A 21,934-nucleotide genomic window follows, 5' to 3' on the forward strand; every position below is an offset into this window, starting at 1 on the left:
GCCCCCACCCCACCAGCCGCGACGGCCTTCCCGCATGCGATGGTCGGCACGATGCTTTCGCGTCCCGGCCACTAGAGTGAGCGGGTGAAGAACGTCCCGCTGGCCGAGGTCGACCACGTCGACCGGGCCGTCCTGCCGATCGGCACCGACTACCCGCCCGGCCACGTACTGGACTGGCACGAGCACCGGCGCGCGCAGTTCCTGTACGGCGCCACCGGGGTCATGGTGGTCGACACAGCCGAGGGCACCTGGACCGTACCGCCCGAGCGGGCCGTCCTGATCCCGCCCACCACCCGCCACCGGGTGCGCATGCTGGAGGTCAGCACCCGGAGCCTGTACATCGAGCCGAGGGCCGTCCCCTGGTGGCCCGCCCTCTGCACGGTCGTGGACGTTCCGCCGCTGCTGCGCGAACTGCTGCTCGCCGCAGCCGACTTCGAGGCCGACTACGCCCTGTCCGGCCGTGAGGGGGCCGTCGCGGCCCTGCTCCTGTACGAGATCGCCGAGCGCGCCCCGCTCCCGTTCCACGTGGCCCTCCCCGCCTCCGAGGACCTCGCCGCGCTGTGCCGCGCCTATCTGGCCGACCCGGACGCCGGGGTCAGCAACGCGGTGTGGGCCGCGCGGACGGCGATGAGCGAACGGGCCTTCACCCGCCGCTTCCGCGCCGAGACCGGGGAGAGTCCCGCCGTCTGGCGGGGCCGGGCCCGGCTGCTCGCGGCCGTTCCGCTGCTGCGGACCGCGTCGGTCAGCGAGGTCGGCGCCCGGATCGGCTATGCCTCTCCGGCGGCGTTCACCGCCGCGTTCAGCCGGGCGTTCGGGATGCCGCCGTCCCGCTTCACGGCCCCGGGGCCGCGACGCGGCTGAGCGGTCCCGACCGGGCCCGGGTCCGGCCGGCGGCGCCGGGTCACTGCGCGGTGCGTCGGCTCGGCGCGGGCAGCACCCCCTGCCGCAGCGCCGAACGCCCGTCGGCCCGCGCACTCTTGACCGCGCGTGCGCGCCCGTGTTCCAATTCGCCCGATTCTACGTTCAGTTCCAGGGGAAGCCGGTCGAAATCCGGCGCTGACCCGCAACCGTAGGTCCGGTGGGCACCGCAAGTGCCGCCGGGCGAGCCGGATTACCTGGGCTGAGCGGTAAACGACAGACGCCGTCGCGGACTACGGCGTGGTTCGGACGGTCGTTTCTCCTGGGCCCGGTCCCGGGGGCCTCCGGTCATGCAGTGCTCCGCTTCGGGTGACGCAGGGGGTCGCCGTGGGGGAGACGAACAGACCGGGCCGGGGTCCACGCACGCGGTCGGGCCGCCTGCCGTGCCGCGGCGGCACCGCGCGCACACCAGCCACATCGCCTCCGGCGCTGCCCGGTCTCGCCGTGTCCGTCCGGGCGCGCCCGCCCCGGCCGACCGCCGTCACGGACGCGTGCGGCCACGGCCGGAAGACAGCCGCAACCAGGGCGTCCCGCCCGCTCACCGGCGCCCTTTCCGCATCACGCCCCCGGGCCCGCCGGTGCTGACCGTGCTCCTGCGCGCCGCGCGCGAGCTCCGCTCGCGGATCCCGGTCCGGTGCGCGTCCGCCGTCCCCGCCGACAACTGACGACCGACAGCGCCTCATCCGGCGCCGGGCGCGCCCGCGCCCCCGTCTCCTTCCAGAAAGGCTCCGCCATGCGCCAGACACTCCTGCGCCGCGCCACCCTGACCGTCACCGCCGTGGGCCTCGCCCTGACGGCGACCCCCGCCCTGGCCTGCCCTGCGCCCGGCCCGAACGCGCCCGTCGTCGTCTCGGTGACGGTCCAGGGCCCGGACGGCACCCTGTTCAAGGGGGCCGTGAGAACCAAGGGGCATGACGTGACCACCGCGACCGGCGGCACCCACAAGTGCGACGGCACCAACGGCGGCAAGAACCCGGCCCCCGTGCCCACTCCCACCGCCGCCCTGGACGACGCGGCCCACCGACACGGTTTCACCTGGGACGGTACTTGGTACGCGTCCTTCGACGACTACTCCGTGGACACCGTGAAGAACGTGAGCGGCGGCGCGTCGGCGTACTGGAACATCTCCGTCAACGGCACCCCCACCCCGGTCGGCGGCTGCCAGTTCGCGCTGAAGGCGGGCGACAAGGTCGCGTTCACCTGGACCGCCTTCTAGGTCCGCCCCTGACCTCGCGGTCTGGCGTCTCCGGTCCTGACGCCAGGCCGCGAGCCGTTCCCGCTCCCTCTCTCGCTTCCCGTACGTGGACACGCCGTTGCGGGCCTGAAGGCGGACGGGGGAGCGCGGCTTCGCCGGCCGACCTGTCACGTGGGTGAGCCTTTCGCACAAGTGCGGTCGTCGATATTGACGCGGCTCCGGCGGCGCTCCACATTACCTAGGGGTAGAACCGGTCGGTAGTCCCCGCGCCGGTGCCACCCCGGCCGTCGGCGCGCGCACGCCGTCCGCCGCCCTTTCGTCGTCCGAGCCGCCCCTTCGTCTCCGTCGCGCCGGTCCGGCGCGCGCCGTTCACCGGGAAGAGAGAGCCGCCATGCCCAAGTCCGCGCGATATGTCATGTCTACGTCAATATTGGCGAGTGTGGTGATGCTCGGCCTCGCGGGCGTCACCGCCGCGCAGGCCGCCCCGTCGCCGGACACGGCGGCGGCCCCGGCCGCGGCCGTGAAGTACGCGGCCCTCGGCGACAGTTACAGCGCGGGCTCCGGTGTCCTGCCCGTGGACCTCGGCAATCCGCTCTGTCTGCGGTCCACCGCCAACTACCCCCATGTCATCGCCGCCCGCACCGGCGCCGACCTCAAGGACGTGACCTGCGGGGGCGCCCAGACCAAGGACTTCGCCCAGTCCCAGTACCCCGGCACCGCACCCCAGCTGGACGCCGTCGCCGCCGACACCGACCTGGTGACGCTGACCATCGGCGGAAACGACAACAACACCTTCATCGGCGCCGTCCTCGCCTGCGGCACGGCCGGCGTCCTAAGCGGCGGCCAGGGCAGCCCCTGCAAGGACCAGAACGGCACCGCCTTCGACGACCAGATCGACGCGAAGACGTATCCCGCGCTCAAGACGGCCCTGAACGCCGTCCGCGCCAAGGCGCCCCACGCCCGTGTGGCGGTGCTCGGATACCCCTGGATCACCCCGGCCGCCGCCGACCCGTCCTGCTTCGTGAAACTGCCCATCGCCTCCGGCGACATCCCGTACGTACGCGGCATCGAGGCGCACCTCAACGCCGTCGTGCGGCGGGCGGCCGACGAGACCGGCGCCACCTTCGTGGACCTCTCCGGGGCGTCCGAAGGCCATGACGCGTGCGCGCCCGCCGGGACCCGCTGGATCGAACCGCTCCTGTTCGGGCAGAACATCGTCCCCGTCCACCCCAACGCCCTCGGCGAGCGGCGCATGGCCGAACAGGCCATGGACACGCTCGGGCTCGACTGAGCGGGCGGCCGGGGCCGGGGAGCCGCCGACGGGCCGGGCGTCCGGCGTCCCCGTGCCCCGGCCGCCGCCGTGTGCGGCGCCGGGGCGGGCGTGGGTGCCCCGCGCGGGCCCGCCCCGGCGCCAGGGCTACTTGCTCATGGCGAAACGCATCAGGGCGTGCTCGTCGCCCTGCTTTATCTTCCCCGTCACGTTGATGACTTCGAGCTTCCAGGTGTCGCCGGAGCGCACGGCCTTGGCGACGGCGCAGCCGTTGTCCTGGGTGAGCAGGCTCGGCCAGATGTCGGCGACCTGCTGGACGCTTCCGCCGGTCGCGTCGTACACCTTGAAGCTGATGTTGCGGGCCTTCTGGAACGAGCTGCTCTTCTTGAACGCGGCGGCCACGAACACGATGGACGTGATGTGGGCGGGGACGCGCGCGAACTCGACCGTGACGGTCTCGTCGTCGCCGTCGCCGCGCCCGGTCTGGTTGTCACCGCTGTGCACCAGGGAGCCGTTGCCCATCGGATCCAGCGAGTCGAGGCCCGCCAGCCGCACCGGGTCCGCGCCCTGCATGGCGATGGCGATCAGGTCGAGGTCGGTGCCGGCCTTGCGCCGGAGCAGCCCGACGACCCCGCCGCTGCTGCCACCCGTGGGGTCCCAGGACACGCCGATCGACAGATGGGTCACCCCGTCCAGGTCTGCCGGGCCGGATTCCTTGGTGAGCGTGATCATGCGTGGGCATCCTCTTGTTCGGGAGTACAACACGCAAAGTCTGCACAATGCCCTGACGGTGCCACATCGTGGGTCCCGTCGAACGGGGCCGGACCACCCGGCCCCTCCCGTGACCCGTACGGGAGGGGCCGGCGTCCGGCGCGCCGCCGCCGACGGCCGGGGCGGTCCCGCCGACCGTCAGCGGCGCGCCTTCATGCGGTCGAGCGCGGCCACGCCCACGGCGGCCAGCGCGACCTGGAGGCCGAGTTCGATCCAGTCGACGCCCTTGGTGTCGGCGACGTCGAGCCCCACGGCGATCGCCGTTCCCACCAGCGCCGCGACGATGCCGACCAGGATGGTCCACAGGACGCCGATGTGCTGTCGGCCGGGGACGACGAGCCGTCCCAGGACACCGATGACGATACCGATCAAGATCGCGCTGACAAGCCCCGAAATCTCCACGCTGGCCTCCTTCTGGCCCGGCTTTCTCGCTGTTGGTGTGCCCCGATCCGGCCCGCTCACGCCCGCCCGCCGGACGGGCGTCGGACGTGGGGCCGCGCCCGGGACTTCCACGATCTGGTCGACGCGGATCCGGGGGAGAAGCGCGTGGCCGCGGTGGCGCGTGCGGAACCGGAGTGCGGATCCCGCGTGCGGTTCCGGAGCGCGGATCCCCCGTAGGGCAACTCGCCGCCTCCCGCACGCGATTGAGGACAGGATCTGACCTCGATCGCGCGTAGCGTGGTGGTCACACGGCGGGGAGGCGCACGGTCTCCCGGCCCGGATCAAGGGCGGACATCATGGTCACTCACGTTCCCGCGGAGGCTCACGGCGACGAGCGCGGCGCGCTCCTGGCGTTCATCGAGGCCCAGCGCGGCGGGCTGCGGCGCACCCTGCTCGGCCTCACCGAGGAGCAGGCCGCCAGCCGCCCCAGCGCCAGCGAGCTCTCCCTGTCCGGGCTGCTCAAGCACGTCGCCGAGTGCGAGCTGAACTGGCTGCGCCTGGCCCAGCAGCGGCCCAACGAGAAGCAGCGCTCCGAGTCGACCTGGCACGAGAGCTTCAAGCTGGTCGGCGACGAGACCGTGCCGGACACACTGGCGTTCTGGGACTCGGTCGCCGAGGAGACCGAGCGGTTCGTCCGCTCCGTGCCCTCGCTCGACGACACCTTCCCGCTGCCGGACGCGCCGTGGTTCCCCAAGGACGGCCGGGTCTCGATGCGCTGGATGCTGCTGCACCTGATCGAGGAGATCGGCCGCCACGCCGGGCACGCGGACATCGTCCGCGAGTCCCTGGACGGCAAGACCGCCTTCGAGCTGGTGGCCCTCGCCAACGCCTGACCCTCCGGCCCGGCCCTCCCCGGGCGGCCCGCGCCGCCGCCCGGACCGATGTACGGCTGACACCGATACACGGCTGACACAGAACCGCGCGGCGCCGGACGCACGGCCCTGACCGTCCGGACGAGATCGTCTCCCAGGCTTCGAGGTGTACGCGATCGCCGCGTACACGCAAGTCATGAGGGGTGATCGCCGGTGGGTGTTCGGCACGTGCGCGGGGAACGGTGGACCCGGCGCGGGACGGTGTGCGCCTCGGCCGCGGTGATCGTCGCGGTCGGGGGCGGCGGCTGGCTGGGACTGGCCGCCGGTGACGGGGGCTCCGGGGCGGCGACCACCACCGGGCGGGCGGCGGACGTCGCGGCCCGCGTCGACCTTCCCTGGCCGGTGGAGGGCCAGACGAGCGTCGAGGTCGAGGGCGTCGGGAGCCTCGGCAGCCGGGGCGGGAGCAGTCCGCTGCCGATCGCGAGCGTCACCAAGGTGATGACCGCGTACGTGATCCTGCGCGAGCACCCCCTCAAGGACGGCGAGGCCGGGCCGGAGATAACCGTCGACGAGACCGCAGCCCAGGAGTCCCACTCGTTGAGCGAGTCCACCGCGCAGGTCCGCGAGGGCGGGCGGCTCACCCAGCGCCAGGCACTGGAACTGCTGCTGCTCCCGTCCGGCAACAACATCGCCCGGCTGCTGGCCCGCTGGGACGCGGGGAGCCAGGAGGCGTTCGTCCAGAAGATGAACCGCGCAGCCCAAGACCTGGGCATGGGCCGCACCACCTACACCGGTGCCAGCGGCGTGGAGGAATCCACCCGCAGCACCGCCGAGGACCAGCTCAAACTGGCCCGGCGGGCGATGCGCGAGCCGGTGCTGCGGGCGGTGGTCGCGATGCGCGAGACCACCGTGCCCGGGGTGGCGGGGACCGTCACCAACACCAACCGGCTCCTCGACCGGCCCGGTGTGATCGGGCTGAAGACGGGGTCGAGCACCCCGGCGGGCGGCAACCTCATGTGGGCCGCCGAGGCCGGGTCCGGACCGGCCCGGCACCTGGTGCTCGGTGTCGTGCTGGGGCAGCGGGCCAACACCAGTCCCACGGAGGGCATGCGGGCCGCGCTGGACAGCAGCGGCCGGCTCATCGAGGCCGTACAGCGCGACCTGCCCGCGGCCCTCACCGGCGCCGTCGGCGGACGGGCGGCGTCATGACCGCCCTCGTCGACGGCACCGGCCACCCCGCCACGACCCCGCCCGAGAACGCCGGAAGCGGCAGGGGCAGATGGCGGCGCGGCCGGCTCGTCGCGGCGACCGCCGTGCTCCTCGCGCTGGTCATGGCCGCACACCGCGCGGTGCCCAATGTGACCGGCAATCCGGGCAGTCTGCTGGAGACGTTCCTGCCCTGGCTGGGGCTGAGCGTGCCCGTACTGGCGGTGCTGGCGGCCGTGCGCCGGTCGGCCACCGCCGCGGTCGCCGTGCTGCTCCCGGCCGTCGTGTGGTGCTCCCTGTTCGGCGGCACCCTCCTGGACAAGCGCGCGCCCGGGCGCGGCGATCTCACCGTGGTGAGCCACAACGTCAACGACCACAACCCGGACCCGCTCCGCACCGCCCGCCAACTGGCCGCCTCCAAGCCGGAGTTGCTGGCCCTGGAGGAGCTGAGCGACAAGACGGCGCCGGTGTACGAGCGCGCGCTGGCCGGCACCTATCCGTACCACTTCGTGCGGGGCACCGTCGGGCTGTGGAGCACCCACCCGCTCAGGGACGCGGCACCGGTCGACATCATGCCGTGGACCCGCGCCCTGCGCGCCACCCTCGACACCCCCAAGGGGCCCGTCGCCGTGTACGTGGCCCACCTCGCCTCCGTACGGGTGCTCCCCAGCACGGGTTTCGCGACGCGCGGGCGCAACGAAGCGGCCCTGAAGCTCGCCGACGCCGTACGGGCCGAGAAGCTGCCCCGGGTCGTGGTGGTGGGCGACTTCAACGGGACCTCCGACGACCGCGCGCTGCGGCCGGTCACCTCCGGGCTCCGCTCGGCCCAGGACGCGGCGGGCGACGGGTTCGGCTTCAGCTGGCCCGCCTCGTTCCCGCTGGCCCGCATCGACCAGATCCTCGTCAAGGGGGTCGCCCCGGTCTCCGCCTGGACGCTGCCGCGCACCGGGAGCGACCATCTGCCGGTCGCGGCGGCGCTGCGGCTGTGAACGCCGCCCGGGTGGCCCGCGCGGGACGCGTGTCGTGCCACGGCACGGGCCGGACCCGCGATCATGGGTGGACATGCCAGTTCGACCTTCAGGTGACGTGATGCAGCAGCACGACAACGGCTCGGCGGGACAGCACGGCGGCGATCCGACCGCCGACGTGCACATCCTGCTGGTCGAGGACGACGAAACGATCCGCAAGTCCGTCGGGATGGCCCTGGGCCGCTACGGCTACCGGGTGTCGGCGGCGCCCGACGGGCTGACCGGCCTGGAGATGTTCCGCGAGGGCCGCCAAGACCTGCTGCTGCTCGATGTGATGCTGCCCCACCTCGACGGCATCGGACTCTGCCGCCGCATCCGCGAGACGAGCCAGGCGCCCATCCTCATGATGTCGGCGCGCGGCGACGCCCTGGACGTGGTGGCCGGTCTGGAGGCGGGCGCCGACGACTACGTGGTCAAGCCCGTCGACACCAACGTACTGGTGGCGCGGATCCGCACCCTGCTGCGCCGGGCCACCTACACCGCCCCCACCGCGGAGGGCGGCGCACCCGCCGACACCGACGGGCTGCTCACCTTCCGCGATCTGAGCGTGGACACCCGGGGACTGGAGGTCCGCCTGGACGGCCGGCCGCTCGCGCTCACCCCGACCGAGCTGCGGCTCCTGCTGGAGTTCGTGGGCGCGCCCGGCATCGCCCAGCAGCGGCAGTCGCTGCTGCGCAAGGTGTGGGACTACGGCTGGGACGGCGACATCCGGGTCGTCGACCTGGCGGTGCAGCGGCTGCGCAAGAAGATCGGCGCCGACCACATCGAGACCGTGCGCGGCTTCGGCTACAAGTTCCGGCGCTGAGGGGCGTACGGGATGACGGAGACGAAGGCGAACCGGATGAAGAAGAGGAAGGCGGCGACGGAGACGAAGACGGAGAGCGACGGGCCCGGACCCGCCGCCGCCCACGCCGTTTCGCCCGGGCGGCTGCTGCGTGCGCTGGGGCGGCTCGCCGACCCCCGGTCCCTGCGCTGGAAGATCGCCGCCGGGGTCGCGGCGGCGGCCTGCGCCATGGCCCTGGGCATCGGCGTCCTCGTCCACCGCACCACCGAGGCGCGCTCCATGAACATCGGCCGGGGCAACGCGATCCGCGAACTGGCCACCGCCGAGAAGGAGTTCAGGGACGAGCGCGCCGGACTCCCGGCCCCCTCGCAGCCGCGCTTCTACAAGGTCGACGCGGAGATCCCCGACGACCTGCTGCGCCGCCTCGACGCCGAACCCCGCGCCGACCACTGGCCGATCACCTGGTACGACACCAGCAGACCCGCACAAGGGCCGCGCATGTGGGCGGCGGCACGGGTGGACGGGACCGCGCTGGCCGCCGCCGCGGACATGGGCAGCGAACAGCGCAGCCTCCAGGCCCTGGACCGGCACATCCGCTACGCCGCCCTCGCCACGCTCGCGGTCGTGGTGCCCCTCACCGTGCTCGCGGCGGAGCTGCTCCTGCGGCGGCTGCGCCGCGTCGCCGCCACCGCCCGCCGCATCCGACGCGGCGACCTCGACGCGCGGACCCGCAGCGGCGGTCACGACGAGATCACCGAGATCTCCGCCGCCGTCGACCTCATGGCGGACGCCCTGCGGGACCGGCTCCACACCGAGCAGCGCTTCACCGGCGACGTCGCCCATGAACTGCGCACCCCGCTCGCGGGGCTCGTCACCTCCGCCTCCCTCCTGCCGGAGAGCGAGGCGACCGATCTGGTCCGCGACCGCGTACAGGTGCTGCGCGCCCTCGTCGACGACCTCCTGGAGATCTCCCGGCTCGACGCGGGCGTCGAGGAGGCCGACACCCAGCCGGTGCCGCTCGGCGAGCTGGTGGCGGATTCGGTGCGGCGCACGGGGCTGACGACGAAGCTGGTGGTGCGGGGCGACCCGGTCGTCGAGACCGACCCGCGCCGCCTGGACCGCATCCTGACCAACCTCGTCCTCAACGCCCACCGCCACGGCGCCGGTCCGGTGGAGGTGACGGTCGAGGGCACGAGCGTCGTCGTACGCGACCACGGGCCCGGCTTCCCGCCGGAGATCCTCGCCCACGGCCCCCAGCGGTTCCGCACCGGGGCCGCCGAGCGGGGCCACGGCCACGGCCTCGGTCTGACCATCGCGCTCGGCCAGGCCGGGGTGATCGGCGCCGACCTCACCCTGACGAACGCCGACTCCCCGCAGGGCGCCGTCGCCACGCTCCGGCTGCCGCGCTGAGGCGGGTGCGGGTGGTGGGCGTACGGGTCCGGGAAGGACCGGCGTACGGGTCCGGTCCTGGCCGGGAACACCCGGCCCTGAGCCGGGCCGGAACACCCGGCCCCGGGCCGGGAAGGCACGGGCCCCGCTCGGCAGCACACGGTCCGGGCTCGCCGGCACGCGGCCCCGGCACGGCGGCACACGGTCCTGGGCCGGGCCCCGCCGCCGGGCTCACACCGCGGCGAGCAGGTCCTTGAGGGGAGCGGGTACCCGCTCGGGCGTCAGGGCCTCGGTGAGGAGACGGCCGTAGCGGATCTTGCGGCCCTTCTTGGTCCCGAGGAAGCGCCGCAGCTGCTGCTGCCGGGGGCGGGCGTGCTGCGCGGGCTGGTGCAGGAAGGTCTGCCAGGCGCGGAGGTCGCCCTCGGCCCGTACGGCCTCCTCGACGCCTTCCGTGCCGAGCGCCCGGATGAGTTCGTCCTCCAGGTCGGCCGCGCACACGAAGACGCTGGGGTCCGCCACCCCCGCCCGGCGCAGGCCGCGCGCGTAGAAGCCCTCCTCGCCCACGTCGCACAGGCCCACGAGGCGCAGGCCGAGGCCGGGGGGTCCGAGCAGGGCGGCGTAACGGGCCACGCTCATCGCCCCGCCCATCGACAGGGCGCACACCCCCTGGGCGGCCAGGTCGCGCCCCTGTCCGGCGGCCAGTGCCTCCACGGCCGCGAGATCGCTCAGCCCCTCCAGCAGCAGGGCCGTACGCACGCCCGACCGTCCGGCCAGTTCCCGGGCCGCCTCGCCCCCGCCCCCGGCCGCCCAGCGCTCGACCTCGTCCCGGAACGCCCGTATGTCTGCCATGGGGGCGAGTCTGCACGTTCACCGGGGGGACGGCACGCGATATTCCGGGGCCCCGGCCCGTCGGGTGTGATGCTCCGTCAGCTGAAGGGCACCGGGGTGTCGAGCAGCCAGGTGGACGCGGCGGCGCCCGCCGCGCCCGCGACCGCCCACCCGGACCAGGCGCGACGGGTGAGCGAGACCGTCGCCGTGGCCGCGATGGCGCCGAGAACCACTCCGTAGACCAGCGCGAGGCCCACATCACCGCTGTGAACGGCCGGCCGGCCGATGATCAGCCATCCCACCGCGCCGGCGGCCAGGGCCGCGGGGACGTACCGCCACCGGCCGCTGAGCCGGAGGGGTCCGCCCGCGCGCTTGCGGTGGATCAGGATCACCGCGATCTGGGCGATCACCGCAGCGATGGCTATCAAGAGGGCTCCCGGTCGGTCCGTGCCAGTGCTGGTGGACGCCGCCGTGTCCGTACCGCGCGCCGACCGCTTCCCGGTACGACACGGGCCTGGTCTCGCGACGTTTCGCGCAAGCGTAGATCAGTCCGGCTCTCTTCCCGAAACGGACATGTCCGGGGTCGAGCGGTCGACCGCTGTCCGGAATGCGCCGCAGCGCGTCAAGTGCCCTGTGGCCGCCGGTCGGTGGCGGGTCCCGGCACTCCCGGCACGCTCAAGATCACGATTCGTGCAACGGCCGTCCAACCGCTAAGGTGCCTGGTCACGACCGCCCCCCGTTCGATCACGGGCCGGTCAGGGCTCTGCCGCAGTCGGTGGCACCTCCACGGCTGCCGTGCCGGACTCTGCCTGCCCGGGCCCTGGATGCGGGGGGCGTTCCGCACGGCGGGGCAGTCGGCCCCGGCCGACCGGTCAGGAGGAACGAGTGGCTCAGATCATCGCCGAGGTCTCACGGACGTTCAACGAGTTCCTGCTCTTGCCGAACAGGACCCGGACCGACTGCTCGGCCGCGACCGTCGACCTGCGTACGCCCCTGGTGCGGCACATCGCGGGCGAGGCAGCGGCGATCGAGCTGCGGTCGCCCTTCACCTCCGCGATCATGCAGGCCGTCAGCACGCCGGAGCTCGCGATCGCGCTGGCGCGCAACGGCGGACTGAGCTTCCTGCACCACAACCAGTCGATCCAGGACCAGGCCGCCGCGGTCCGCCAGGTGAAGAACTTCAAGGCCGGATTCGTCACCAGCGACACCAACGTCCGCCCCGACGACAGCCTGGGCGTCCTCGTCGACGTGATGCGCCGCACCGGGCACAGCACCGCCGCCGTCACCCACGACGGCAGCGCCGGGGGCCGGTTGCTCGGCCTGGTCACCTCCCGGGACTTCCACCCCCAGCGGCACGATCTGGCGGGCCCGGTCGGTGGCCGGATGACCGCGATCGCCGATCTGCCGCACGCCGGGCCCGACATCACGCTCTCCGAGGCCAACGCGCGCCTGTGGGACGAACGCCTCGACTGCCTGCCGGTGCTGGACGGCGAGGGGCGGTTGCAGCACCTGGTGTTCCGGTCCGACTACGCGGACAACAAGCGTTTCCCGCACCAGCTCGTCGACGGCGCCAAGCGGCTGCGCGTGGGCGCGGGCATCAACACCCACGACTACCAGGAGCGCGTGCCGGCCCTGCTGGAGGCGGGCGCGGACGCGCTGTGCTTCGACTCGTCGGACGGCTACAGCGACTGGCAGGCACAGGCGCTGACCTGGGTGAAGAAGCACTACCCGGAGATCCCGGTCGGTGGCGGCAACGTGGTCGACGGTGAGGCGTTCACCTTCCTCGCCGAGGCCGGGGCGGACTTCGTCAAGGTCGGGGTCGGCGGCGGCTCCATCTGCATCACCCGGGACCAGAAGGGCATCGGGCGCGGTCAGGCCAGCGCGGTGCTGGACGTCGCGGCGGCCCGGGACGCGTTCCTGGAGCGCACCGGTGAGTACGTGCCGATCTGCTCCGACGGCGGGCTGGTGCACGACTACCACGTGGCGCTCGCGCTGGCGATGGGCGCGGACTTCGTGATGATGGGCCGCTACTTCGCCCGCTTCGACCAGGCGGCGGGCGCGAAGGTGCCCACCCGCGACGGGTTCGTGAAGGAGTACTGGGGCGAGGGCTCGAGCCGGGCCCGCAACTGGCAGCGTTACGGCCAGGGCGGCCAGGGGCTGCTCTTCGAAGAGGGCGTGGACGGCTACGTCCCGTACGCGGGCGACCTGAACGAGGGGCTCGCCCTGACGGTGGCGAAACTGAGGACCACGATGGTCTCCTGCGGCTCCACCACGCTGCCGCAGTTCCAGTCCACGGCCCGACTGACCCTGGTCTCGGACCAGAGCTTCCAGGAGAGCCACGCCAACGTGACGGTGCGGGACACCCCGGCGACGCTGGCGTAGCGGGTGCGGGTGGGGGCAGGGGGCGAGCCTGAGTTGCCGTTCCCCGCCCTCGCCCCGCCGGATCGGCTCGGGGCCGCCAACCGGTCGGCGGTGTCAGTGGGCCGGCGTCGGTTCCGTCTTCTTGCGGGCGCGGTATGCCGCTGCCTTGATCTTGTTGCCGCACGACTCCATGCCGCACCACTGGCGGCGCATGCCGCGTGAGCGGTCGATGTAGGTGCGGGTGCACTCCGGGTTGCCGCACTCCTTGAGCAGGGGCACGTCCGGTCCGCTCAGGAGCTCGATGGCGAGGCGGGCCACCATCGAGAGGGCCTCCTCCGGTGTCGCCTGCGTCCATCGGCCCGACGGGGTGAGCTGCGGTACGGCCGAGGGCTCGCGCGCCGCGTTGTTGAGGACGGTCAGGTCCGTACCGTCGTACGGCTCGTCCAGACGCCGTGCGGTGATCAGCCGGTACATGGCCTCCCGGACGGTCGCCGCCCGGTCGACGTCGGCCTCCTCGCAGGGGGACACCGCGTCCACGATGCCGGACTCCACGTACCATGCGTTCAGCCTGTCGGGCGTCGCGAACATCTCGAAGCGCAGGGAGCGGCGCGCGCGGAGCGTGGCGGCGAAGTCGAGCGCCGGGCTTCCGCAGACGAAGACATGGTCGAGGTTCACATCACCATTTTGGCAGGTGACGATGGGCTCGGCAAGTGCGCGTCACCGGCTGGAGCGGTGGACGGGCGGGGCGGTGGAGCGGGCCCGCCCGTACGGTCCCGCGGGTCACAGTCCCAGGTCGACGGCCAGGCACGAGAAGGACCGCCAGGAGCCCTCGGGGTTGTAGTCGTGCCGTGCCGGGTCGCTCGGGGTGGCCGCCTTCTCCTCGACCATGTCCTCCTGGCGGATGCGCGCGGGCAGATTGCCGAACCGTGCTCGGCGTACCGCCGCCGCGCCGTCCGTGACGTGGGTGCTTTCCATGGCTGGACTCCGTTCGGGCGGTGGGTGGTGATGCGGTGCGTGCACCACCTGTTGGGTGGGTGGCGCAGGTGCGATGCCGTCAGAAACCGTCCACGTCGATGACCGCCCGGGCGAAGGCGCCGGGCGCCTCCTGCGGCAGGTTGTGGCCGATCCCCGTCAGGGTGCGGTGCTCGTACGCGCCGGTGAACCGGTCGCGGTACGCGGCGCCGTTGCCCGGGGCCGTGAACGGGTCGCGTTCGGGGTCGAGGGTGATGGTGGGGACCCCGATGACAGGCCGCGCGGCCAGCCGCTTCTCCAGGGCGTCGTAGCGGCGCTCCCCGTCCGCGAGACCCAGCCGCCACCGGTAGTTGTGGATGACGACGGCCGCGTAGTCGGGGTTGGCGAAGGCCGCCGCCGTGCGCTCGAAGGTGGCGTCGTCGAAGTCCCAGGTCGGTGAGACGGTCTCCCAGACGAACCTGGTCAGGTCGTGCCGCAGCTTCGCGTCCTCCATGGCGAGGCGACCGCGCTCGGTGGCGAAGTAGTACTGGTACCACCAGGTGTGCTCGGCCCGCGGTGACAGCGGCTTCTGGTTGGCCTCGACGTTGGTGACGAGGTAACCGCTCACCGACACCAGGGCCTTGCAGCGGTCGGGCCGGAGCGCCGCGATGATGTCGGCGGTGCGCGAACCCCAGTCGAAGCCGGCCAGCACGGCCTTCTCGATCTTCAAGGCGTCCATCAGGGCGATCACGTCGAGCGCCACGGCGGCCTGCTGGCCGTTGCGGAACGTCCGGCCGGAGAGGAAGCGCGTCGTGCCGTGGCCGCGCAGGTACGGCACGATCACCCGGTATCCCGCATCGGCCAGCAGTGGCGCCACGTCGATGTAGCTGTGGATGTCGTAGGGCCAGCCGTGCAGGCAGATGACGGCCGGGCCGCGGGCGGGGCCGAGTTCGGCGTAGCCCACGTTCAGCAGACCGGCCCTGACCTGCTTGATCCGCGGAAATGTCGGGCGGGTGCCGGGGGTGGCAGCCGCGGCGCTGGACGGTGCCGGACCTGACGTCGAGATGCCCGGCGCCGTGGCCGTGCGCACCGGGGCGGGGGACGCGGCCCGCGCGGTGGGGAGCCCGGTCAGGGACACGGCCGCCGCCCCGGTGCCCAGCCCCAGGGCCTTGCCGAACCCACGCCTGTTGATCATGTGAAGCCCCCTCGTTCGTCCATCCACGTGTACCGGCGGTGCGCGATGGAATCGACTGTGGCACAGAGCGCATCACCGGTCAAATAGGTGACGCAAAATCGTCGACGCGGCCGGTCCCGTGCGGTGGGCGCATGGGGCGGGGCGGGACTCCGGCCGGCCGTGCCTAGACTGGAGCCCGTCGGTTCCGGGGAAGAGGGCGGCGATGGCGGTACGGCGCGGACGCAAGTGGTGGCTGGTGCTCCCGGTCGTCGCGCTGGCCTTCTGGGCCTGGACGCGCGGCGGTGACGGACCGGAGGCGCGGAACGCGGCCGGACCCGAGAAGCACCCCTCGGCCTCCGCCGCCTCACCGAGCCGCCCGACGGCCAAGCCCGGCCGCGGCGGCGCCTACGACCCGGCCGACTACGCGGCGCCGGTCCGCACGTACGCCAAGAAGGCCGGTGTCGGCGCGCAGCTGCTCATGGCGATCCTCTACAACGAGGCGTACAAGCCGCACGACCCCGCTCTCGAACGCTCCTGGCAGCGCTACAAGCCCGACGCGGCCTTCGGCATCGCCAACATGCACCGGGCCGCCTTCGACGACACCAAGAAGGGCCGGGACTTCGCCGACCGGCGCTGGGACGAACTGCCCGACGACCGGAACCTGGCGATCGAGGCGGCGGCCTGGCACCTGCACGACCTGGCGGCGCAGCTGCCCTCGCGGAAGTCCGCCGCTTACACCAAGGACGAGCTCCTCGCGCTCGGGTACAACACGGGCGGCGGCAACATGCTGGCCTTCGCCCGGGGCGTCAGGCCCGGACCCCAGGCCCAGTCGTACCTCGAAAAGCTGCGCGACAACTGGGACAAGGCCGGCGCGGCCGTACGGGGCTGAGCCGCGCCGGATCCGCGGTCACGCGCGTCGGCGCGCGGCCCTGATTCCGGCCGCCCGACCGGACTCCCCGGCGCCGGACGGCCCGTCAACTACCCGCGCGCAGGCGGTGTTCCCCGCTCCCGCATTCGAACGGATTTGGCGAACAGTCGGCCGACTCTTGGTGCGGTGTTTGTCCTTTCGGTACGAACCGCCGCAACTCCGCGCGCATCTGTCTATACGTTCAATCCGCGCCCAGTCACGCGCGGAGCGCACGTCCGAAGGAAGTTTCTTGAGTCCGCAACCGCGATACGCACCCTCGGCGCCCCGGATGACCTCACCACCGCAGGAGCCGCCGACCCGTCGGCCGAACGACGCGACGCTCTGGCGTCCCGTGCCGCCGCCGTCCGCCAGAACGCTCCTCGACATCCTGGAGGCGACCGAGCGGACCCACCCCACCGCGCCCGCCCTGGACGCCGGGACCGGAGTGCTCGACTACCGCACGCTGATGGCCGAAGTCCGTTCGGTGGCAGGTGAGTTGAGAGCCATGGGGATCGGCGCGGGGGACCGGGTCGGCATATGCGTACCCTCCGGAACGGCGGACCTGTACGTGGCGATCCTCGCGGTGCTGCACACCGGAGCGGCGTACGTACCGGTCGACGCCGACGACGGCGCCGCACGCACCGAGGTGATCTGGGCCGAGGCCGAGGTGTGCGCGGTGATCGGCGCCGGACGCGCGGTGGCCGCCCGGCCCGGGGTGCCGCCCCGCGCGGAGCGGCGCGGGCCCTCGCTCGACGACGACGCCTGGATCATCTTCACCTCCGGCACCACCGGCACGCCCAAGGGCGTCGCGGTCACCCACCGCTCCGCCGCCGCCTTCGTCGACGCCGAGGCCCGGCTGTTCCTCCAGAAGGAGCCGCTGGGCCCCGGAGACCGGGTGCTCGCCGGACTCTCCGTCGCCTTCGACGCCTCCTGCGAGGAGATGTGGCTGGCGTGGCGGCACGGCGCCTGCCTGGTTCCGGCACCCCGTTCGCTGGTCAGGGCGGGTGTCGACCTCGGCCCGTGGCTGGTCGAGCGGGGCATCACCGTGGTGTCGACCGTCCCCACCCTCGTCGCGCTCTGGCCGCCCGCCGCCCTGGACCGGGTGCGGCTGCTGATCGTCGGCGGCGAGGCGTGCCCGGCCGAGCTGGTGGACCGGCTCGGCGCGGACCGCGAGATGTGGAACACCTACGGCCCGACCGAGACGACCGTGGTCGCCTGTGCGACGCGCTGCGCGCCCGGCGAACCGGTGCGCATCGGCACCCCGCTGGACGGCTGGCGGATCGCCGTCGTGGACGCCCAGGGGGACCCCGTGTCCTGGGGCGAGAGCGGTGAACTCGTCATCGCGGGCGTCGGCACCGCCCGCTACCTCGACCCGGCCAAGGACGCCGAACGGTTCGCGGCCCACCCCGCCCTGCCGTACCGGCGCGCCTACCGCAGCGGCGACCTGGTCCGCGCCGAACCCGAGGGGCTCGTCTACCTCGGCCGCGCCGACGAACAGGTCAAGATCGGCGGCCGGCGCATCGAACTCGGCGAGATCGACGCCGCGCTGCGGGCGCTGCCCGGCGTACGGGCGGCTGCCGCGGCGGTGCGCACCACCACCAGCGGCGCCCAGGTCCTGGCGGGCTACCTCGTCCCCGACGACACCTCGGCCGGGGGCGGCCTGGACCCGAACGCCGCCCGGGCCCGGCTCCTCGACCGGCTGCCGCCCGCACTCGTGCCGGTCCTGGCGGTCGTCGAAGACCTGCCCACCCGCACCTCCGGCAAGGTCGACCGCGACGCCCTTCCCTGGCCGCTGCCCCGGGCCCGCCCCACGGGGGAGGACGCCGCGCGGGAGGAGCCCCTGACCGGGACGGCGGCCTGGCTGGCGGAGCTCTGGCAGGACCTGCTCGGCGTCCCGGTGACGGGCGGGGCGGACTTCTTCGTGCTCGGCGGCACCAGCCTGTCCGCCGCGCGACTGGTCTCCGCGCTGCGCGCGCGCCACCCCGAGGTCTCCGTCGCGGACGTCTACCACTGCTCAGGGCTGCGCGCGCTCGCCGAACGGCTGGACTCCTTCGGCCGGTCGGCCGGGACCCGCCGAGTGGTGCGGCCGACGCCCCGCCGGGCCGGCGCCGTGCAGGGCCTCGTGCTGGCCGCGCTGTTCACCGTGACGGGCCTGCGCTGGCTGGTGGCGCTCGCGGCGCTCGACAACCTGCTGGGCCCGCTGCCCTGGGCGCCGCACACCTCCTGGTGGGTGGTGCTCGCCGGGTGGGCCGCGCTGTACAGCGCCCCCGCGCGCCTCGGTGTCGGCGCGGGACTGGCCCGGCTGCTGACCCGGGGCATGCGGCCGGGCACCCACCCCCGGGGCGGCGCCGTGCACCTGCGGCTGTGGGCGGCCGAGCGGGCCGTGTCCGCGTTCGGCGTCCCCGCGCTCCTCGGCACCCCGTGGGCGGCGCTCTACGCCCGCGCGCTCGGCTGCCGGGTGGGCCGTGACGTCGTGCTGCACACCATGCCGCCCGTCACCGGACTGGCCCGGCTCGGTGACGGGTGCGCGATCGAGCCGGAGGCCGATCTCGCCGGCTGGTGGCTGGACGGCGACGTGCTGCACCTGGGTGAGGTGCGCGTCGGCGCCGGTGCCCGGGTGGCGGCCCGTTCGATGCTGTTCCCGGGCGCCGAGGTGGGCGAGGGCGCCGAGCTCGCGCCCGGCGCCGCCCTGGACGGGACGGTTCCGCCGTACGAGCGCTGGACCGGCGTGCCGGCCCGCCGCGACGCCGCCCCCGTCGGTGAGGGTTGGCCGGCCCCGGAACACCACCGGGCGCGGACCTGGCGCTGGGCGTACGGCGCCGCCCTGCTGGGCTTCAACCTGCTGCCCCTGCTGGCGCTCGCCCCGGCCCTCGCCCTGCTGTACGAGTTCGCCGGGCAGGACAGGTCCCTCGGTGTGCTGCTCGCCGATCTGCTGTGGATGGCCGCGCCGCTGACCGTGCTGACGGCCACCTGCTACGCCTCGCTCGTGGTGGTGGCGGTGCGGCTGGCCGGGCGCGCCCTGCGCCCCGGCTTCCATCCGGCGTACGGCCGGGCCGCTTGGTGCGCCTGGCTGACCGCCCGGCTGATGGACCAGGCCCGGGGCTCCCTCTTCCCGTTCTACGCCAGCCTGTTCACCCCCGTCTGGCTGCGGCTGCTGGGCGCGCGCGTGGGACGCGGCGCCGAACTGTCGACCGTGCTCACCCTGCCCTCGCTGCTGACGGTCGGGGAGGGCGCCTTCCTCGCGGACGACGCCCTCGCGGCGCCGTACGAGACGCGCGGCGGCTGGGTGCGGCTGGGCACGGCGGCGGTCGGACGCCGGGCGTTCGTGGGGAACTCGGGCATCGTCGGCCCCGGCCGCGAGCTGCCCGACGGCGCCCTGGTCGGCGTGCTGTCGGACGCGCCCGGCCACGCCGAACCCGGTTCCTCCTGGCTCGGCAGGCCCGGCTTCACGGTGGCCCGCGCGGCTCAACGGGCCGATGTCAGCCGTACGTTCGCACCGCCCCGGCGCGTGGTGCTCGCCCGGGCGGCCGTCGAACTGTGCCGTGTCGTACCGCTGTTGTGCACGGCCGTCCTCGCGGACGTGCTGTTCGTCGTCCTCCAGGAAGTCGTCGACCTGGACGGCTGGACGCTGGCCGGGGCGGTGGCGGGCGCGCTCCTCGCGACGGCCGGAGTGGTGGCGTGTCTGACCACGACGCTCGCCAAATGGCTGCTGGTGGGCCGGTTCGCCCAGGGGGAGCACCCGCTGTGGAGCTCCTTCGTCTGGCGCAACGAGCTGTTCGACACCTTCGTCGAGGAGCTGGCCATGCCCTGGCTCGGCAACTCCCTGACCGGCACGCCGTTCCTGAACGCCTGGCTGCGGACGCTGGGCGCGCGCATCGGGCGCGGGGTGTGGTGCGAGAGCCACTGGCTGCCCGAGACGGATCTGGTGCGCCTGGACGACGGGGTGAGCGTCAACCGGGGCTGTGTGCTCCAGACGCACCTGTTCCACGACCGGATCATGCGCGTGGACGGCGTACGGCTGGAAAAGGGCGCCACCCTGGGGCCGCACTCCATCGTGCTGCCCGGCTCGGCCGTCGGCGAGACCTCGGTGGTCGGCCCGTCGTCGCTGGTCATGCGGGGTGAGCAAGTGCCCGCGCACACGCGCTGGCTGGGCAACCCGGTGTCCGCCTGGACGGCGCGCACCGCCCCGGACCCGGTACCGCACGCCGAACCCGCGGCCGTACCGGCATGAGGCCGCGACCGGGGGCCCGCGCGCACGGCGTGGGCCCCCACACCCCCACCCCCACAAGGAGACCCGAGCGTGTGTGGCTGGACTCGGCGGGCGTTCGTCGCCGGTGCGCTGGCACTTCCCGTGTACGGCGCGGCGACGGGGGCGGCGCGGACGGACCCCGACGACAAGGACCAGGACAGCGACGGGGACGGCGGGGACATGGCTGACGGCAACCGCGGCCCGGCGGCCGGTCCCTACTTCCCCGACCACGGCGACCCCGCGTTCCGCGCCACCGCCTACGACCTGCGGCTGACCTACCGGCCGGAGGCGAAGGCGCTGGACGCCCGGGCGCGGGTGAGCGGGGTGACGGGCCGCGATGCCGTCGGCCGCGTCGGCCTCGACCTCTCGTCCGACCTGGACGTCGGCGCCGTGCGCCTGGACGGCGCCGATGCCCGGTTCACGCACCGGCGCGGCAAACTGTGGATCGAGGCGGCGCGCGGCCTGCCACCGGGGCGGGCGTTCACCGCCGAGGTGCGGTACGCGGGGCGGCCCCGGCCCCTGCGCACCCCCTTCGGGGACATCGGCTGGGACTACGTGCAGGGCTCGCCGGGCGGGGTGCTGGTGGCGAGCCAGCCGCTGGGGGCGCCCTCCTGGTTCCCCTGCAACGACCGCCCCGGCAGCAAGGCGGCCCACCGCATCGCGGTCACGGTCCCCGAGAGCCACCAGGTGGTCGCCAACGGGGTCCTCGCCGACCGCTCCCCGGCCCCGGGCGGCGCCACCACCTGGACGTACGACCACCGCGGGCCGATGGCCAGCTATCTGGCGACGCTCAACATCGGCCGGTTCGCCTTCACCACCCAGGGCGGCGGGCCGGTGGCGATCCGCAACGCCCATCCGGCCCGGCTGACCGAGGCGTTCGCGCACGACTTCGGGCGCCAGCCGCAGATGATGCGCCTGTTCGAGCGGCTCTTCGGACCGTATCCCTTCGAGGTGTACGGGGCGGTCGTGGTGGACGCGGTGCTGGACCAGCCGGTGGAGAACCAGACGTTCTCCCTCTTCGGCGTCAACCACGTGGACGGGCGGCGCGGCAGTGAACACCTGGTCGCCCACGAGCTGGCACACCACTGGTTCGGCAACAGCGTCGGCCTGGCGGACTGGCGGCACATCTGGCTGAACGAGGGGTTCGCCACCTACTGCGAGTGGCTGTGGTCGGAACACGGCGGCGGGCCCACCGCAGCCGCCCTCGCCGCGGACAGCTGGTCCGACCTCGACGACGACGCCGGGCGGGTGCGGATCGGCGATCCGGGCCCGGCCAAGCTCTTCGACGAGCGCGTCTACTCCAGGGGAGCGTGCACGCTGCACGCGCTGCGCACCACCATCGGCGACGACCGGTTCTTCGCGGCGCTGCGGGCGTGGGCCACCACCTACCGCCATGCCAGCGCCGGGACGGCCGAGTTCATCGCCCTGGCGCAGCGGCACGCGGGCGGCCGGGACCTGACCGCCTTCTTCCACTCATGGCTGTACGAGCGGCGACTGCCGCCCTTGCCGGACGCGCCCTGACGAGCGGGGCCACCTGGGGTTTTCCCCCGCAGGACCGGGGGGACGGCCGGAGCGACGGGGCCGGTGCGGCGATGGTGTCATGGCCGTATGAGTGCGATGCGAGAGCCGAGGAAGAGGCGAGGGGGCAGG

At 73.8% G+C, this 21,934-nt stretch carries 19 protein-coding genes and 1 riboswitch; of the genes, 12 read left to right on the top strand and 7 right to left on the bottom strand.

The annotated features are described in order from the left end of the window. Positions 1 to 84: 84 nt before the first annotated feature. The 3 genes from AB5J87_RS33165 (at position 85) to AB5J87_RS33175 (ending at position 3,404) form a co-directional block, all read left to right on the top strand. Positions 85 to 861, top strand: a complete 777-nt coding sequence (locus AB5J87_RS33165) for a helix-turn-helix domain-containing protein (RefSeq protein ID WP_369382257.1) — start codon at positions 85 to 87, stop codon at positions 859 to 861. Between the two features lie 131 nt (positions 862 to 992). After that, positions 993 to 1,138, top strand: a riboswitch (cobalamin riboswitch). A gap of 513 nt (positions 1,139 to 1,651) precedes the next feature. Beyond that, the gene (locus AB5J87_RS33170; protein WP_369382258.1) at positions 1,652 to 2,134 is read left to right on the top strand and encodes a DUF4430 domain-containing protein; all 483 of its coding nucleotides are present in this window, start codon (positions 1,652 to 1,654) and stop codon (positions 2,132 to 2,134) included. A gap of 370 nt (positions 2,135 to 2,504) precedes the next feature. Next, entirely contained in the window at positions 2,505 to 3,404 is a 900-nt protein-coding gene (locus AB5J87_RS33175) for an SGNH/GDSL hydrolase family protein (protein ID WP_369382261.1), read from the top strand. 126 nt (positions 3,405 to 3,530) lie between these two features. Here the strand turns inward: AB5J87_RS33175 and AB5J87_RS33180 are convergent, their stop codons facing one another. Together AB5J87_RS33180 and AB5J87_RS33185 are read right to left on the bottom strand one after the other, a co-directional pair. Continuing rightward, a complete protein-coding gene (locus AB5J87_RS33180; protein ID WP_369382262.1) occupies positions 3,531 to 4,115 on the bottom strand; it encodes a TerD family protein in 585 nt (194 codons plus the stop codon). Between the two features lie 177 nt (positions 4,116 to 4,292). Next, the gene (locus tag AB5J87_RS33185) at positions 4,293 to 4,556 is read right to left on the bottom strand and encodes a GlsB/YeaQ/YmgE family stress response membrane protein (protein WP_369382264.1); all 264 of its coding nucleotides are present in this window, start codon (positions 4,554 to 4,556) and stop codon (positions 4,293 to 4,295) included. A gap of 335 nt (positions 4,557 to 4,891) precedes the next feature. Here AB5J87_RS33185 and AB5J87_RS33190 point away from each other — a divergent pair, with 335 nt between their 5' ends. The 5 genes from AB5J87_RS33190 (at position 4,892) to AB5J87_RS33210 (ending at position 9,835) form a co-directional block, all read left to right on the top strand. Further along, positions 4,892 to 5,428 (top strand): DinB family protein, encoded by a 537-nt coding sequence (locus AB5J87_RS33190; protein ID WP_369382266.1) that lies wholly within the window; start codon positions 4,892 to 4,894, stop codon positions 5,426 to 5,428. 192 nt (positions 5,429 to 5,620) lie between these two features. After that, complete coding sequence (locus AB5J87_RS33195) at positions 5,621 to 6,616, top strand: D-alanyl-D-alanine carboxypeptidase family protein (RefSeq protein ID WP_369382268.1); 996 nt, start codon at positions 5,621 to 5,623, stop codon at positions 6,614 to 6,616. After that, the gene (locus tag AB5J87_RS33200) at positions 6,613 to 7,602 is read left to right on the top strand and encodes an endonuclease/exonuclease/phosphatase family protein (protein ID WP_369382271.1); all 990 of its coding nucleotides are present in this window, start codon (positions 6,613 to 6,615) and stop codon (positions 7,600 to 7,602) included. The genes AB5J87_RS33195 and AB5J87_RS33200 overlap by 4 nt, the downstream gene beginning before the upstream one ends. 100 nt (positions 7,603 to 7,702) lie before the next feature. Beyond that, the gene (cseB, locus tag AB5J87_RS33205) at positions 7,703 to 8,446 is read left to right on the top strand and encodes a two-component system response regulator CseB (protein WP_369382274.1); all 744 of its coding nucleotides are present in this window, start codon (positions 7,703 to 7,705) and stop codon (positions 8,444 to 8,446) included. A 12-nt stretch (positions 8,447 to 8,458) separates the two neighbouring features. Beyond that, positions 8,459 to 9,835, top strand: a complete 1,377-nt coding sequence (locus AB5J87_RS33210; RefSeq protein WP_369382276.1) for a sensor histidine kinase — start codon at positions 8,459 to 8,461, stop codon at positions 9,833 to 9,835. A gap of 210 nt (positions 9,836 to 10,045) precedes the next feature. Here the strand turns inward: AB5J87_RS33210 and AB5J87_RS33215 are convergent, their stop codons facing one another. After that, the gene (locus AB5J87_RS33215) at positions 10,046 to 10,663 is read right to left on the bottom strand and encodes a TOPRIM nucleotidyl transferase/hydrolase domain-containing protein (RefSeq protein WP_369382278.1); all 618 of its coding nucleotides are present in this window, start codon (positions 10,661 to 10,663) and stop codon (positions 10,046 to 10,048) included. A gap of 77 nt (positions 10,664 to 10,740) precedes the next feature. After that, on the bottom strand, positions 10,741 to 11,070 hold the full coding sequence (locus AB5J87_RS33220; protein ID WP_369382279.1) for a hypothetical protein: 330 nt from the start codon (positions 11,068 to 11,070) through the stop codon (positions 10,741 to 10,743). A gap of 457 nt (positions 11,071 to 11,527) precedes the next feature. Between AB5J87_RS33220 and AB5J87_RS33225 the strand changes: the two genes are divergently transcribed. Continuing rightward, complete coding sequence (locus tag AB5J87_RS33225) at positions 11,528 to 13,024, top strand: IMP dehydrogenase (RefSeq protein WP_369382282.1); 1,497 nt, start codon at positions 11,528 to 11,530, stop codon at positions 13,022 to 13,024. Positions 13,025 to 13,117: 93 nt separating this feature from the next. Here AB5J87_RS33225 and AB5J87_RS33230 read toward each other — a convergent pair whose 3' ends face one another. The 3 genes from AB5J87_RS33230 to AB5J87_RS33240 all read right to left on the bottom strand — a co-directional run bounded on the left by AB5J87_RS33230 (position 13,118) and on the right by AB5J87_RS33240 (position 15,149). Further along, positions 13,118 to 13,678, bottom strand: coding sequence for an ABATE domain-containing protein (locus AB5J87_RS33230; RefSeq protein WP_369382284.1), 561 nt, complete (start codon positions 13,676 to 13,678; stop codon positions 13,118 to 13,120). A gap of 105 nt (positions 13,679 to 13,783) precedes the next feature. After that, on the bottom strand, positions 13,784 to 13,978 hold the full coding sequence (locus AB5J87_RS33235; RefSeq protein WP_369382286.1) for a hypothetical protein: 195 nt from the start codon (positions 13,976 to 13,978) through the stop codon (positions 13,784 to 13,786). 79 nt (positions 13,979 to 14,057) lie between these two features. Then, positions 14,058 to 15,149, bottom strand: a complete 1,092-nt coding sequence (locus AB5J87_RS33240) for an alpha/beta fold hydrolase (RefSeq protein ID WP_369382288.1) — start codon at positions 15,147 to 15,149, stop codon at positions 14,058 to 14,060. Positions 15,150 to 15,351: 202 nt separating this feature from the next. Between AB5J87_RS33240 and AB5J87_RS33245 the strand changes: the two genes are divergently transcribed. From AB5J87_RS33245 to AB5J87_RS33255, 3 genes are all read left to right on the top strand, one after another. After that, positions 15,352 to 16,017, top strand: coding sequence for a lytic transglycosylase domain-containing protein (locus tag AB5J87_RS33245; RefSeq protein ID WP_369382290.1), 666 nt, complete (start codon positions 15,352 to 15,354; stop codon positions 16,015 to 16,017). A 307-nt stretch (positions 16,018 to 16,324) separates the two neighbouring features. Beyond that, positions 16,325 to 20,266 (top strand): Pls/PosA family non-ribosomal peptide synthetase, encoded by a 3,942-nt coding sequence (locus AB5J87_RS33250; RefSeq protein ID WP_369382292.1) that lies wholly within the window; start codon positions 16,325 to 16,327, stop codon positions 20,264 to 20,266. A 69-nt stretch (positions 20,267 to 20,335) separates the two neighbouring features. Beyond that, positions 20,336 to 21,805 carry a M1 family metallopeptidase gene (locus tag AB5J87_RS33255; RefSeq protein ID WP_369382295.1) on the top strand — a complete coding sequence of 490 codons (1,470 nt, stop codon included), beginning with the start codon at positions 20,336 to 20,338 and terminating at the stop codon, positions 21,803 to 21,805. Positions 21,806 to 21,934 lie beyond the last annotated feature (129 nt).

The sequence above is a fragment of the Streptomyces sp. cg36 genome (genome assembly GCF_041080675.1).
Lineage (GTDB): Bacteria > Actinomycetota > Actinomycetes > Streptomycetales > Streptomycetaceae > Streptomyces.